At 41.3% G+C, this 14,053-nt stretch carries 18 protein-coding genes and 1 pseudogene; all 19 read left to right on the top strand.

Going from position 1 to position 14,053, the window contains the following annotated elements; translation table 11 throughout:
* Positions 1–183 precede the first annotated feature (183 nt).
* Positions 184–436: pseudogene (locus ACLV7H_RS06885) on the top strand (SAM-dependent methyltransferase); the annotation flags it as partial.
* A gap of 13 nt (positions 437–449) precedes the next feature.
* The gene (locus ACLV7H_RS06880) at positions 450–1,073 is read left to right on the top strand and encodes a Type 1 glutamine amidotransferase-like domain-containing protein (RefSeq protein ID WP_045590849.1); all 624 of its coding nucleotides are present in this window, start codon (positions 450–452) and stop codon (positions 1,071–1,073) included.
* 156 nt (positions 1,074–1,229) lie between these two features.
* The gene (gene rpsU / locus ACLV7H_RS06875; protein WP_000048054.1) at positions 1,230–1,406 is read left to right on the top strand and encodes a 30S ribosomal protein S21; all 177 of its coding nucleotides are present in this window, start codon (positions 1,230–1,232) and stop codon (positions 1,404–1,406) included.
* A gap of 130 nt (positions 1,407–1,536) precedes the next feature.
* On the top strand, positions 1,537–2,472 hold the full coding sequence (gene hprK, locus ACLV7H_RS06870; RefSeq protein WP_411866730.1) for an HPr(Ser) kinase/phosphatase: 936 nt from the start codon (positions 1,537–1,539) through the stop codon (positions 2,470–2,472).
* Positions 2,465–3,253: a prolipoprotein diacylglyceryl transferase gene (gene lgt, locus ACLV7H_RS06865; protein ID WP_411866729.1), complete on the top strand. Its 789-nt coding sequence runs from the start codon at positions 2,465–2,467 to the stop codon at positions 3,251–3,253. Before hprK ends, lgt begins: the two co-directional genes overlap by 8 nt.
* The gene (locus ACLV7H_RS06860) at positions 3,254–3,637 is read left to right on the top strand and encodes a DUF948 domain-containing protein (RefSeq protein ID WP_045590868.1); all 384 of its coding nucleotides are present in this window, start codon (positions 3,254–3,256) and stop codon (positions 3,635–3,637) included. It abuts the gene before it with no gap.
* A gap of 15 nt (positions 3,638–3,652) precedes the next feature.
* On the top strand, positions 3,653–4,051 hold the full coding sequence (locus ACLV7H_RS06855; protein WP_411866728.1) for a YtxH domain-containing protein: 399 nt from the start codon (positions 3,653–3,655) through the stop codon (positions 4,049–4,051).
* A 73-nt stretch (positions 4,052–4,124) separates the two neighbouring features.
* Positions 4,125–5,255, top strand: a complete 1,131-nt coding sequence (hemW, locus tag ACLV7H_RS06850) for a radical SAM family heme chaperone HemW (RefSeq protein ID WP_411866727.1) — start codon at positions 4,125–4,127, stop codon at positions 5,253–5,255.
* A 4-nt stretch (positions 5,256–5,259) separates the two neighbouring features.
* A complete protein-coding gene (locus ACLV7H_RS06845; protein WP_411866726.1) occupies positions 5,260–5,997 on the top strand; it encodes an acyl-ACP thioesterase domain-containing protein in 738 nt (245 codons plus the stop codon).
* A gap of 10 nt (positions 5,998–6,007) precedes the next feature.
* On the top strand, positions 6,008–6,781 hold the full coding sequence (locus ACLV7H_RS06840) for a TIGR01457 family HAD-type hydrolase (protein ID WP_411866725.1): 774 nt from the start codon (positions 6,008–6,010) through the stop codon (positions 6,779–6,781).
* Positions 6,771–7,391 (top strand): TIGR01906 family membrane protein, encoded by a 621-nt coding sequence (locus ACLV7H_RS06835; RefSeq protein ID WP_411866724.1) that lies wholly within the window; start codon positions 6,771–6,773, stop codon positions 7,389–7,391. Before ACLV7H_RS06840 ends, ACLV7H_RS06835 begins: the two co-directional genes overlap by 11 nt.
* A 217-nt stretch (positions 7,392–7,608) precedes the next feature.
* Positions 7,609–8,010 carry a Spx/MgsR family RNA polymerase-binding regulatory protein gene (locus ACLV7H_RS06830; RefSeq protein ID WP_045590877.1) on the top strand — a complete coding sequence of 134 codons (402 nt, stop codon included), beginning with the start codon at positions 7,609–7,611 and terminating at the stop codon, positions 8,008–8,010.
* Complete coding sequence (locus ACLV7H_RS06825; RefSeq protein ID WP_001041968.1) at positions 8,011–8,289, top strand: UPF0223 family protein; 279 nt, start codon at positions 8,011–8,013, stop codon at positions 8,287–8,289.
* Positions 8,279–9,052, top strand: coding sequence for an inositol monophosphatase family protein (locus ACLV7H_RS06820; RefSeq protein WP_045590882.1), 774 nt, complete (start codon positions 8,279–8,281; stop codon positions 9,050–9,052). The genes ACLV7H_RS06825 and ACLV7H_RS06820 overlap by 11 nt, the downstream gene beginning before the upstream one ends.
* Positions 9,053–10,357 (top strand): RsmF rRNA methyltransferase first C-terminal domain-containing protein, encoded by a 1,305-nt coding sequence (locus ACLV7H_RS06815; RefSeq protein ID WP_411866723.1) that lies wholly within the window; start codon positions 9,053–9,055, stop codon positions 10,355–10,357.
* A gap of 210 nt (positions 10,358–10,567) precedes the next feature.
* Positions 10,568–11,446, top strand: coding sequence for a phosphate ABC transporter substrate-binding protein PstS (locus tag ACLV7H_RS06810; protein WP_045590886.1), 879 nt, complete (start codon positions 10,568–10,570; stop codon positions 11,444–11,446).
* Positions 11,446–12,363, top strand: a complete 918-nt coding sequence (gene pstC / locus ACLV7H_RS06805) for a phosphate ABC transporter permease subunit PstC (protein WP_001070950.1) — start codon at positions 11,446–11,448, stop codon at positions 12,361–12,363. The genes ACLV7H_RS06810 and pstC overlap by 1 nt, the downstream gene beginning before the upstream one ends.
* Entirely contained in the window at positions 12,353–13,237 is an 885-nt protein-coding gene (pstA, locus tag ACLV7H_RS06800; RefSeq protein WP_000543050.1) for a phosphate ABC transporter permease PstA, read from the top strand. Before pstC ends, pstA begins: the two co-directional genes overlap by 11 nt.
* 10 nt (positions 13,238–13,247) lie before the next feature.
* Positions 13,248–14,051: a phosphate ABC transporter ATP-binding protein PstB gene (gene pstB, locus ACLV7H_RS06795; RefSeq protein WP_411866722.1), complete on the top strand. Its 804-nt coding sequence runs from the start codon at positions 13,248–13,250 to the stop codon at positions 14,049–14,051.
* The last annotated feature ends 2 nt before the right edge of the window (positions 14,052–14,053 follow it).

Raw genomic sequence — 14,053 nt, 5'->3', positions numbered from 1 at the left:
TTAGTAAGTTGTTTTAGATACTTGAATCATTACTATCTAAGAAGATGTCAGTCTACCAGAAAGAGAGAACCAATTGGTTCTCTCTTTTTGGTAATTGGTTTGAAAATCGTTTAATTATTTTGCATCAATTATTCACAATTCTACTAAAGTGGTATAATAAAGTTATTTAGAGAAGGCTCTAAGTTTGATTTAATCATAGCCTTCAAACCTCATTTTCATTGGCAGAATCTAGAGGCTTCTTTTATGGAATTCGAAGAATACTCAAATCAGACGGGATGCTCTTACTGGCTTGTTGCGAATATAACAAGTTGTCTTACTTTTTGCCAGAGGTTCAAAGCGAAAAACATTTAGACGATTCTTGTTGTTAATAGGGTTTGAGCTCGTAACTAGTCAAAGAAAGGGATCGTGGATTTTTTATAAAATTATTAAACATTAATGGAGGTACAATCATGAAACAATTATTTTTATGTTCATACTTTGCTGGAGTCAAAAAGCTTTTTAGCGATTATGCAAAGGAAAAGAATCTAGAAAATAAGGTTTTATTTATTCCTACCGCTGGGAACAAAGAGGACTATACTGCCTATATCGATGAGGCTCAGCAAACATTCAGGGATTTAGGATTTGAGATAGAGGTTCTAGATATTGCTTCTTGTGATAGAGAAACTGCTCAGGCAAAGATTCTCCAAAGCAAGATTCTTTATATCTCAGGCGGGAATACCTTTTATTTATTACAAGAATTAAAGAAAAAACAACTCCTATCTCGTATCAAAGAGCAAATAAGAGATGGGCTGGTCTATGTGGGAGAATCAGCAGGGGCTATCATTACAGCCAAGGATATTGACTACAATAAACTCATGGACGATAAGACGGTAGCGACAGAGTTATCTGATACAGTGGGATTAGATGAAGTGGATTTTTACATACTTCCACATTATGGTGAGGAACCTTTTACTGATAGTAGTCAGAAGACCTTTGAAACTTATAAAAATCAGCTCGACTTAATGCGAATGAACAATTTACAAGCTGTTATTGTAAATGATAAAGAAATAAAAGTTGTTTCTGAACAGGATTAAAATAATTTTTTTCGCTATTATGACATCTATTCTAATACGTTGTCCCTTTTAAAAAGAAAAGGGAAGATAATATAAGTTTATGGCAGTTTTCCCTTGACAATTATTCATTTTGCGTGTAAAATGGAATAGATCTTGAACTTGAAGGGAGTGAAAAAAATGTCTAAAACAGTAGTACGTAAGAATGAATCTCTTGACGATGCACTTCGTCGTTTCAAACGTGCGGTTACTAAAGCTGGTACTCTTCAAGAAACACGCAAACGTGAATTCTATGAAAAACCTTCTGTAAAACGTAAACGTAAATCAGAAGCAGCTCGTAAACGTAAAAAATTCTAATTTGAAATGAAAGGCTAGAGTTGTCTAGTCTTTTTCTTTTAAATAAATACTGTAAATCCTGCAAAAAAAAGGAAACTTCCACCTACAATCTGATATAATAGTAGAAAGAACTCTATTGAAGGAGGAAATTATGTCGGTTTTAGTAAGAGATGTCATTGAAAAACTCAGACTAGATATTGTATATGGTGAAGGCGAATTACTTGAAAAAGAAATCAATACTGCGGACATTATGAGACCTGGTCTTGAAATGACGGGTTATTTTGATTACTATACACCAGAACGGATTCAGCTGTTAGGGATGAAGGAGTGGTCCTATTTAGTTGCCATGCCTGCACAGAACCGTTATCAAGTTTTGAAGAAAATGTTTCTACCTGAAACACCTGCAGTTATCGTGGCTCGTGGTCTGGTAGTGCCAGAGGAAATGTTGAGGGCTGCTAGAGAATGCAAGATTGCGATTTTAACCAGTCGAACAGCAACCAGTCGTTTATCTGGAGAACTTTCTAGCTATCTTGATTCCCGTTTGGCTAAACGTACCAGTGTGCATGGTGTCTTGATGGATATCTATGGCATGGGCGTTTTGATCCAAGGGGATAGTGGTATCGGTAAGAGCGAGACAGGTCTTGAGCTTGTGAAGCGTGGACACCGTCTAGTAGCAGACGATCGTGTAGATATTTATTCTAAGGATGAGATGACTCTTTGGGGGGAACCTGCTGAAATCTTGAAGCATTTACTTGAGATTCGTGGAGTTGGGATTATCAATATCATGAGTCTCTATGGCGCGAGTGCTGTAAAAGATTCTTCACAAGTTCAGCTAGTAGTTTATTTGGAAAATTATGATACGCACAAGACCTTTGACCGTTTAGGAAATAATGCCGAAGAACTCGAAGTTTCTGGTGTAACGATTCCGCGTATCCGCATCCCAGTAAAAACAGGACGCAATATCTCCGTTGTTATTGAGGCAGCTGCCATGAACTACCGTGCTAAAGAAATGGGCTTTGATGCGACGCGTTTATTTGAAGAACGCTTGACAAATCTAATCGCTCAAAATGAGGTGAAACATGATTAATCCAGTCGCATTTGAAATTGGCCCCTTTGCTATTCGTTGGTATGCTTTGTGTATTGTAGCTGGTTTGGTTCTGGCAGTCTACCTTGCCATGAAAGAAGCTCCTAAAAAGAAAATTCTATCAGATGATATTTTGGATTTTATCCTGATTGCTTTTCCGATAGCTATTTTAGGTGCTAGACTATACTACGTACTCTTTCGCTTAGATTATTATCTTCAAAATCCAGGTGAAATCATTGCCATCTGGAATGGTGGTTTGGCCATTTACGGAGGTTTGATAGCGGGCGCTATTGTTCTTTATATCTTTGCAGATAGAAAGTTGATTAATACTTGGGATTTCTTAGATATTGCAGCACCAAGCGTCTTGGTTGCCCAGAGTTTAGGGCGTTGGGGGAACTTCTTTAACCAAGAAGCCTATGGTGCAGCGGTAGATAATCTGGATTATTTGCCAGGCTTTATCCGTGACCAGATGTACATTGAGGGGAGCTATCGTCAACCAACCTTCTTATATGAGTCGGTTTGGAATCTGATCGGTTTTGCTTTGATTTTGATTTTTAGACGAAAATTAAAGGGAATCAGACGTGGTCATATCACTGCTTTCTACTTGATTTGGTATGGCTTTGGACGTATGATCATCGAAGGCATGCGGACAGACAGCCTCATGTTCCTTGGCCTTCGAGTTTCCCAATGGTTATCAGTTGTCCTTATCGGACTCGGTATTTTTATCATACTTTATCAAAATAGAAAGAAAGCCCCTTTCTATTATACAGAGGAGGAAAAATAAATGTTAGAAGTTGCATATATACTTGTTGCGATTGCTTTGATTGTCTGTTTAGTCTATTTGACAATTACGATTCAAAAAGCAGGTCGTATGATTGATGAGACAGAGAAAACCATCAAATCGTTGAGTTCAGATGTGAACGTTACCTTGCATCAGACTAATGAATTGTTGGCTAAGGTCAATGTGTTAGCAGACGATATCAATATCAAAGTTGCGACGATTGATCCACTTTTTACAGCGGTGGCGGACTTGTCTGAGTCAGTATCTGATATCAATAGTCAAGCACGTGTCTTGAGCAAGAAAGCTTCATCAGCTGGATCTAAAACACTTAAGACGGGTGCTGGATTATCTGCACTCCGTGTCGCAAGTAAATTTTTCAAAAGATAAAAAAGGAGAAATCTTATGGGAAAACTATCCTCTATCCTTTTAGGAACAGTTTCAGGTGCAGCTCTTGCTTTGTTTTTGACGAGTGACAAGGGCAAGCAAGTTTGTAGTCAAGCTCAGGATTTTCTAGATGATTTGAGAGAAGATCCAGAATATGCCAAAGAGCAAGTTTGTGAGAAACTAACTGAAGTGAAGGAGCAGGCAACTGACTTTGTGCTGAAAACAAAGGAACAAGTAGAATCTGGTGAAATCACTTTTGATAGTGTCCTTGGCCATGCTAAAAACCGTGCTCGACAAGCGACGGAAGCATCGAAAGAAACCTTTAACAATCTCAAGGAGCAGTGGCAAGAACAGTCAACAACTCCAGACGTTGCTGAAGACCAAGAAGAAATCATCATCGATATTACTGAAGTATAAGATATTACCATCTCTGATTTTTGGAGATGGTGATTTTTATCTGCAAGCCTGTCTTTGTGGTATAATAAATACTATGCAGAAAAAACCAATGTCCGCCTATGTGCATATTCCCTTTTGCACACAGATTTGTTATTATTGTGACTTTTCAAAAGTATTTATTAAGAATCAACCAGTAGATAGTTACCTGGAGCATCTGCTAGAAGAGTTTCGTTCTTATGATATCCCCAAATTGCGAACCCTCTACATTGGAGGTGGGACACCAACGGCTTTGTCCGCTCCGCAACTAGAAGTGCTCTTGAATGGCTTGACTAAAAACTTGGATTTGTCAGTCTTAGAAGAGTTGACCATTGAGGCCAACCCAGGAGATCTGGACGCGGAGAAGATTGCGGTTTTGAAACAGTCGCCAGTCAATCGTGTTTCACTAGGCGTACAAACCTTTGATAACAAAATGCTGAAAAAGATTGGGAGAAGTCATTTGGAGAAGGATATTTATGAAAATATCGACCGCCTCAAACTGGCTGGTTTTGACAATATCTCCATCGACTTGATTTATGCTCTACCCGGTCAAACAATGGATCAGGTCAAGGACAATGTAGCTAAGGCTATCTCGCTTGATATTCCTCATATGAGTCTTTATAGCTTGATTTTGGAGAATCATACGGTCTTTATGAACCGCATGAGACGTGGGAAATTGCCCCTGCCCAAGGAAGAGTTAGAAGCAGAGATGTTTGAGTATATCATCGCAGAGCTTGAGCGAGCTGGCTTTGAGCATTATGAGATTTCGAATTTCTCTAAACCCGGATTTGAAAGTCGCCACAATCTCATGTACTGGGATAATGCCGAGTATTATGGTATCGGTGCGGGTGCTTCGGGTTATGTGAACGGGGTGCGCTATAAAAACCACGGTCCTATCCGCCACTATCTCAATGCGGTAGAGGCAGAAAATGCTCGGATTACAGAAGAACACCTGAGTCAAAGGGAGCAGATGGAAGAAGAAATGTTCCTAGGCCTCCGGAAAAAATCCGGGGTTTCCATGGCGCGATTTGAGGAAAAATTTGGACGATCCTTTGATGGGCTTTATGGCGAAATCATCAGAGACTTGGTTCAACAAGGACTCATGCAGATCGATGGTGATCGTGTCCGAATGACAAAGAGGGGTCTCTTTTTAGGAGACACTGTAGCAGAACGATTTATTTTGGAGTAGAACAATGGGCTTAACTTATCAAATGAAAATGAAAATTCCTTTTGATATGGCGGACATGAACGGTCATATCAAGCTGCCAGATGTGATTTTGCTGTCCCTGCAAGTATCAGGTATGCAATCGATTGAGCTGGGAGTTAGCGACAAGGACGTCTTGGAACGCTACAATCTGGTCTGGATTATCACAGATTATGAGATTGACGTGGTACGTTTGCCTCGCTTTGCTGAGGAGATTACGATTGAAACGGAAGCTTTGAGCTATAATCGTCTCTTTTGTTATCGTCGCTTCACTCTCTACGATGAAGCAGGTCAAGAAATCATTCGCATGGTAGCAACCTTTGTTCTCATGGACAGAGATAGTCGTAAGGTTCATGCTGTCGAACCGAAAATTGTTGCGCCTTACCAGTCTGAGTTTGATAAAAAACTCATCCGTGGGCCAAAGTATGCAAATCTAGAAGATCAGATCAGTAAAGACTACCATGTTCGTTTTTACGACTTGGATATGAATGGTCATGTCAATAATAGCAAATATCTGGATTGGATTTTTGAGGTCATGGGAGCAGACTTTTTGACCAAGTATATTCCCAAAAAAATCAATCTCAAATATGTCAAAGAAGTGCGGCCAGGTGGCATGATTGCCTCAGCTTATGAACTCAAGGGACTAGAAAGCAAGCATCAGATTATCAGTGATGGCGAAATCAATGCCCAAGCTATGATTACTTGGCAAGAAATTGAAGGCAATTAGAAAGGGTGATATGGCTTATAAAGGTTATTTAATTGATTTAGACGGAACCATTTATAAGGGGAAAGACCGAATTCCGACAGGAGAGGACTTTGTCCATGAGTTGCAAAAGCGAGAGATCCCCTATCTCTTTGTGACCAACAATACAACCCGAACCCCAGAGAGCGTTCAAGAGATGTTGGTTCAGAATTTTAATATCAACACGCCTCTATCAACGGTTTACACAGCGACTTTGGCAACCATCGACTATATGAATGACTTAGGACTAGAAAAGACAGTCTATGTCATCGGAGAAGCAGGACTCAAGGATGCAATTCAGGCGGCTGGTTATGTCGAAGATAAGCAAAATCCTGCCTATGTGGTAGTTGGACTGGACTGGCAAGTCGACTATGAAAAATTTGCGACGGCGACTCTAGCCATTCAAAAGGGAGCTCACTTTATTGGAACCAATCCAGACCTCAATATTCCGACGGAACGTGGTCTCTTGCCTGGTGCTGGTTCACTAATTACACTTCTTGAAGCAGCAACACGGGTAAAACCGGTTTATATCGGAAAACCGAATGCCATCATCATGGCTAAGGCAGTTGAGCACTTGGGTTTGGATCGAGAAGACTTGCTCATGGTTGGTGACAACTATCTGACTGATATTCGAGCAGGGATTGATAATGGCATTCCAACGCTCTTGGTGACGACAGGTTTCACCAAGGCAGAAGAAGTGGCTGACCTGCCAATCGCACCGACTCATGTGGTGTCTAGCCTTGCGGAGTGGAATTTTGATGAGAACTAAACTGACTTTTTGGGGAAGTATGCTCTTTCTCCTTTCCATTTCTATTCTCTTAACCATTTATCTGGCATGGATTTTCTATCCCATGGAGATTCAGTGGCTGAACTTAGCGGATCGAGTCTATCTAAAGCCCGAAACCATTCAGTACAATTTTCATATCTTGATGAATTACCTGACCAATCCCTTTAGTCAGGTCTTAGAGATGCCAGATTTCCGTTCGTCAGCGGCTGGTTTACACCACTTTGCGGTGGTGAAGAATCTCTTCCACTTGGTTCAGCTGGTTACTTTGGTGACACTTCCAAGTTTCTATTTCTTTGTTAAAAAGATTGTCAAAAAAGGCTTTTTAACACTATATCGTAAAAGTATCCTGACCCTAGTGCTATTGCCTCTCGCCATTGGGCTTGTAGGAGTGTTGATTGGGTTCGAGCAATTTTTTACGCTTTTCCATCAGATTCTCTTTTGGGGAGATGATACTTGGCTTTTTGATCCAGCAAAGGATCGAGTTATTCTGATTTTACCAGAGATTTTCTTCCTCCATGCCTTTGTACTTTTCTTTGTTTTGTATGAAGGAATATTCAGTTTCCTTCTTGTCGAGGCTTCAAGGAAAAAGTAGATAAAATTCTGTATTTTTAATAAAAAACGAGAGAAGTTGCTCTGCTCCCTATATATTGTTAGGTTATCCTAAAGATAAACTTGTAAAATAGGTAATTTTTACAGAAAACAGTTTATTTTCTATGAAAAAATAGGCTTTTTTTCTAAAAACACCTAGTCAAGCGCTTTATTTTTTTGTATAATAGAAATAGCAAGTATAGATAAAAGAAGAGAAAAGCATGATTACACTATTTTTATCACCGAGTTGTACATCATGTCGTAAGGCAAAGGCTTGGTTAGAGACGCATAAAGTGCCCTTTCAAGAGCATAATATTATGACTAGTCCTTTAACAAGAAAAGAATTACAACATATTCTTTCCTTGACCGAAAATGGTACTGATGACATCATTTCAACTCGTTCAAAAATCTTCCAAAAATTAGATATTGATGTAGAGAGTATCTCGGTATTGGAGTTGCTTCAGTTGATTGAGCAATATCCTAGTCTTTTGCGTCGCCCAATTATTACAGATACCAAACGCATGCAGATTGGTTTTAATGAAGATGAGATTCGTGCTTTTCTCCCTCGTAGTTACCGTAAACAAGAATTGAAAGAAGCAACATTGAGAGCTGGTATTAGATAGATGAACAAACAGTATAGTTACCCACTAGATTTGTCGTGGAGCACTGAAGAACTTGCTTCAGTGCTTTCTTTTTTTAATGATGTCGAAGCTGCTTATGAAGATAAGGTAGAAGCAAAAAAACTTCTAGAGTCTTACAAGGAATTTAAGTCTGTCGTTCCGAGCAAAAGTGAAGAAAAGCGCCTAGGTCGCGAATTTGAAACGGCTAGCGGTTATTCCTTCTATCATGCAGTTCAATTAGCAAAAGAAAAAAGAGAAGGGAAGATTTCTCTTGGAAACTAAATTTGAATTTGCCAAACAGATTGTGCAGGAAGCTGCTGACTATATTTTGGCTCACATGAAAGAAGATTTGCAGGTTGAGCGCAAGTCTTCACCTACCGACTTGGTGACGCGTTTGGACAAGGAGGTCCAGGAACTCTTGGTTGATCGGATCAAGTCCACCTATCCTGAGGATTTGATTTGCGCGGAAGAGGGTTGTTTACGTGCTGCAGTCGGTCAAGGTTCTGTTTGGGTGATTGATCCCATTGACGGTACCAATAACTTTGTCGCTCAGCAGGAAGATTTTGCCGTGATGTTGGCCTACTTTGAGAATGGGGTTGGGAAATTTGGTATCATTTATGATGTCATGAAAGGGGATTGTTACCATGGTGGTGGTGCCTTTCCTCCATGTCGTAATAATGAGACCTTACCAACTTTTAAAAAGAAACCTCTTCAAGAATTTTTAGTTGCCGGTAACTCAGGTATGTTTGAAACCAATGAGTGGGGCTTGGGTGATTTGGGTCGAGCAGCGTTGGGAGTCCGTGTCTACGGCAGTGCGGCCATTAGTTTTGCCAAGGTTTTATCAGGTCGTCTGCTGACTTATATTACCTACCTGCAGCCATGGGATTATGCTGCGGCTAGTATCTTAGGGAAAAGTCTGGGTTATCATCTTCTTACGGTATCAGGTGAGCCTGTTGATTTTCAAACACGCCAGCCGGTCATGATGGTGCCAATCGAGATGCAAGAAGAGATTCAGTCTTATATCTACGAAAGGAAAGAAAACTAAATGCAATTTCCAGAAGGATTTGTTGAAAAATATGAAGCGATACTAGAAGATGAGGCAAGAGATTTTCTTGCCTCTTTTAAGCAGGGAGCGGTTTCGGCTTTTCGGGTTAATCCCTTAAAAGAAAGTCAATTGTCGTTTGCGGATGCTATTCCAAATACACCTTGGGGACATTATGGCAAGGTCTCAGGGAAGTCACCAGAGCATGTGACCGGTCTCGTTTATTCGCAAGAGCCTGCAGCCCAAATGGTGGCTCAGGTAGCTCAACCAAGACCTGGCATGAAGGTCTTGGACTTGGCTGCAGCACCAGGGGGAAAATCCACTCAACTAGCAGCTTATCTAGCTAATCAAGGAGTCCTTGTCTCCAACGAAATTTCAAGCAAGCGTGCTAAAATTTTAGTGGAAAATATGGAGCGATTTGGAGCGACAAATGTTGTTGTGACTAATGAATCTGCTGACCGCTTGGCCAAGGTTTTTAAAGGTTACTTTGATGTGATTGTCCTTGATGCACCTTGCTCGGGTGAAGGGATGTTCCGTAAACAACCAGATGCCATGGATTATTGGAACATCGACTATCCGAATCAATGTGCCAGTCTCCAAAGAGAGATTTTAGAAGATGCAGTGACCATGTTGGCAGAAGGTGGCCGTCTGGTTTATTCGACCTGTACCTGGTCGCCAGAGGAAAACGAAGAGATCGTCCACTGGTTGCTGGATACTTATGATTTTGAACTGCTTCCAGTTGAGCATTTGAATGGTATGGTAGAAGGAATTGGCCTTCCTGAAACGGCACGGATGTATCCTCATCATTTCAAGGGAGAAGGTCAGTTTGTTGCCCACCTGCAGTTTAAGGGACAAAATCCCACACCTAAATTCAAGGCTAGCAAGAGCAATCTCAGTCGTGAGCAACTGGCTTTGTGGCAAGAATTTGCCCAAAAACACTTACAAGTCAATCTAACTGGTATCTTGCAGACTTTTGGAGATCAGCTCTATCTCTTGCCAGAGATGCTACCTGATCTAGGGAAGCTCAAAATTGCCCGAAATGGGCTCCATCTGGGGACGTTTAAGAAGAAACGCTTCGAACCAAGCTTTGCTCTGGGATTAGCCTTGAAACCAAGTCAAGTAAAACACAGTGTCGAAATCAATGATGAGGATTTTGTAAAATATGTGGCTGGTGAGACTGTTCAATTGTCTGAAGATCGACCAAATGGCTGGTACCAAGTTGTGGTTCAAGGAAACGGATTAGGCTTTGCCAAGGTAACGGGAAATGTTTTGAAAAATTATTATCCAAAAGGACTCAGATTCAGGTGAAAAAGCTAGTCAAAGAGCCTATTCTATGTTATAGTGGAAGTATGAGTTTTTTCTGATAGTCTTTCATTATTACTTATATTATACGATGGAATTTCCCACTCCTAAGAATGTCTATATAAAATAAAGCGGGACAACCATTGATGATAATTGGATGATCAGGACAAACGGAAGAAATCAGAACATTTATCATTATGTTCAAGGAGAATAACAGTGAAAAAAAGAAAAAAGCTCGTCATGTCTCTTGTAGCTCTTTTGATGGCAGGTTCTCTAGCAGGATGTGCTAGCTGGATTGATCGTGGAGAATCCATGACAGCCGTTGGTTCAACTGCTCTTCAGCCTCTTGTCGAAGCGGCAGCAGATGAATTTGGTTCTAGAAACATCGGAAAAACAGTCAATGTTCAAGGTGGAGGATCGGGTACAGGACTTTCCCAAGTCCAGTCTGGAGCAGTTGACATCGGGAACTCTGACGTCTTTGCAGAGGAAAAAGAAGGAATCGATGCTTCAGCTCTAGTAGACCACAAGGTTGCAGTGGCTGGTCTTGCAGTGATTGTAAACAAGGAAGTGGATGTTGAAAATCTCACAACCGAGCAACTTCGCCAAATCTTTACAGGTGAAGTGACCAACTGGAAAGAAGTTGGGGGTAAAGACCTGGCAATTTCGATCATCAACCGAGCAGCAAGTTCTGGTTCACGAGCGACGTTTGATACGGTGGTTATGAATGGCCAAGCAGCAATACAGAGCCAAGAACAGGATTCTAACGGGATGGTCAAGTCGATTGTATCCCAAACGCCTGGAGCCATTTCTTATCTAGCCTTTGCCTATGTAGATGATTCTGTGAAAAGCATGAAACTGAATGGGTATGAACCTACGTCTGAAAATGTAACGACCAACAACTGGCCTTTGTGGTCTTATGAACATATGTACACACTTGGTCAGCCAAATGAGTTAGCTGCTGAATTCCTGAATTTCGTCCTCTCAGATGAAGCCCAAAATGGAATTGTTAAGGGCATGGGCTATATCTCTATCAATGAAATGAAAGTCCAAAAGGATGCTTCAGGTACAGTTACAGTAGTAGAAGGAGGTCAATAATGAATCAAGAAGAATTATCTAAAAAATTACTCTCTCCTTCAAAGAACTCTCGCCTTGAGAAGTTTGGTAAAGGTTTGACCTTCACCTGCCTTTCTTTGATTGTCATCATTGTGGCCATGATTTTGATTTTTGTAGCCCAAAAAGGCTTATCGACCTTCTTTGTTAATGGGGTCAACATCTTTGATTTCCTCTTTGGACAAACTTGGAATCCTTCTGGAAAACAATTTGGTGCTCTTCCAATGATTTTGGGCTCCTTTATTGTGACGATTTTATCAGCCCTCATCGCAACACCCTTTGCTATCGGAGCTGCAGTCTTTATGACAGAAGTATCACCAAAGGGTGCAAAGATTTTGCAACCAGCCATTGAACTTCTCGTCGGTATTCCTTCAGTCGTCTATGGATTTATCGGTTTGCAAGTTGTGGTGCCTTTTGTTCGTAGCATCTTTGGTGGAACTGGTTTTGGGATCTTGTCAGGGATTTTCGTTCTCTTTGTCATGATCCTACCAACTGTAACCTTTATGACAACAGACAGCTTGCGTGCTGTTCCTCGTCATTACCGTGAAGCCAGTTTGGCTATGGGAGCCACTCGTTGGCAAACCATCTGGCGTGTGACCTTGAAAGCAGCACGTTCAGGTATTTTTACTGCAGTGGTCTTTGGGATGGCGCGTGCCTTCGGTGAAGCCCTTGCTATTCAGATGGTGGTCGGAAACTCAGCAGTTATCCCAACCTCGTTAACAACACCAGCTGCGACCTTGACATCTGTACTGACTATGGGTATCGGAAATACCGTCATGGGAACGGTTGATAATAACGTTCTCTGGTCACTGGCCTTAGTCTTGCTCTTGATGAGTTTGGCCTTTAACAGTGTGATTAAATTGATTACGAAAGAAAGAGGAAAGAAAAACTATGCACGCTAAGAAATTAGATAAACTTGCAACAGCTGTCCTCTATACCATCGCGGGTATCATCGTTGCCATCTTGGCATCCTTGATTCTCTATATCTTGGTGAGAGGTTTGCCCCACATCTCTTGGTCCTTCTTGACAGGGAAATCCTCCTCTTACCAAGCAGGTGGGGGTATCGGGATTCAGCTCTACAATTCCTTCTTCCTTTTGGTCATTACCTTGATCATTTCTGTTCCGCTATCTATGGGAGCTGGTGTTTTCCTCGCTGAGTATGCCAAAAAAGGACCTGTGACCAATTTTATTCGTACCTGTATTGAGATTTTGTCTTCTCTACCATCAGTCGTTGTGGGTCTCTTTGGTTACTTGATCTTTGTAGTCCAGTTTGAGTATGGATTTTCAATCATTTCAGGTGCCTTGGCCTTGACGGTCTTTAATCTCCCTCAGATGACTCGAAATGTTGAGGACAGTTTAAAACACGTTCACCATACACAACGTGAGGCTGGCTTAGCTCTTGGAATTTCTCGTTGGGAGACTGTAGTCCATGTCGTCATTCCAGAAGCCCTTCCAGGTATCGTAACGGGTGTTGTCTTGGCATCTGGTCGTATCTTTGGTGAGGCCGCTGCTCTTATCTATACGGCAGGACAATCCGCTCCAGCCCTTGACTGGTCTAACTGGAATATCCTCAGTGTTACCAGTCCTATTTCAATCTTCCGTCAAGCAGAAACCTTGGCTGTCCACATCTGGAAGGTCAACAGTGAAGGAACCATTCCTGATGCTACCATTGTATCTGCTGGTTCTGCCGCAGTGCTCCTCATCTTTATCTTGATTTTTAACTTTGGAGCTCGCAAACTCGGAAGCTATTTACACAAGAAATTAACCGCTGCCTAAAGGAGAAGCCATGTCAAAATATAACTGGGATGAAAAGCATATCATTACCTTCCCTGAAGAAAAAGTGGCCCTCTCTACCAAGGATTTACATGTTTACTATGGTAAAAATGAATCCATCAAGGGCATCGATATGCAATTTGAAAAAAATAAAATTACAGCATTGATTGGTCCTTCTGGATCAGGGAAATCTACTTATCTTCGCAGTCTCAATCGGATGAATGATACCATTGATATTGCCAAGGTCACAGGTCAAATCCGCTACCGAGGGATTGACGTCAACCGCCCAGAAATCAATGTCTATGAGATGCGCAAGCATATCGGAATGGTCTTTCAACGTCCAAATCCATTTGCTAAGTCTATTTATCGCAACATTACTTTTGCTCATGAACGTGCAGGTGTTAAGGACAAGAAAGTCCTTAATGAAATTGTAGAAACCTCTCTGAGACAGGCTGCCCTTTGGGATCAGGTCAAAGACGACCTCCACAAATCAGCCTTGATGCTTTCTGGAGGTCAGCAACAACGTCTCTGTATCGCTCGCGCCATCTCTGTTAAGCCAGATATCCTCTTGATGGATGAACCGGCTTCAGCCTTGGATCCGATTGCGACAGCCCAACTAGAAGAAACCATGTTGGAATTGAAGAAGGACTTTACCATCATCATCGTTACCCACAGTATGCAGCAGGCTGCGCGTGCAAGTGACTACACAGGATTTTTCTACCTGGGTGATTTGATTGAGTATGATAAGACATCCAATATTTTCCAAAATGCTAAGTTACAGTCAACCAATGACTATGTAACGGGACACTTTGGTTAGAA

The sequence above is a fragment of the Streptococcus oralis genome (genome assembly GCF_965111685.1).
Classification (GTDB): domain Bacteria; phylum Bacillota; class Bacilli; order Lactobacillales; family Streptococcaceae; genus Streptococcus; species Streptococcus oralis_B.
This window is presented reverse-complemented; position numbering and strand designations above follow the sequence as displayed.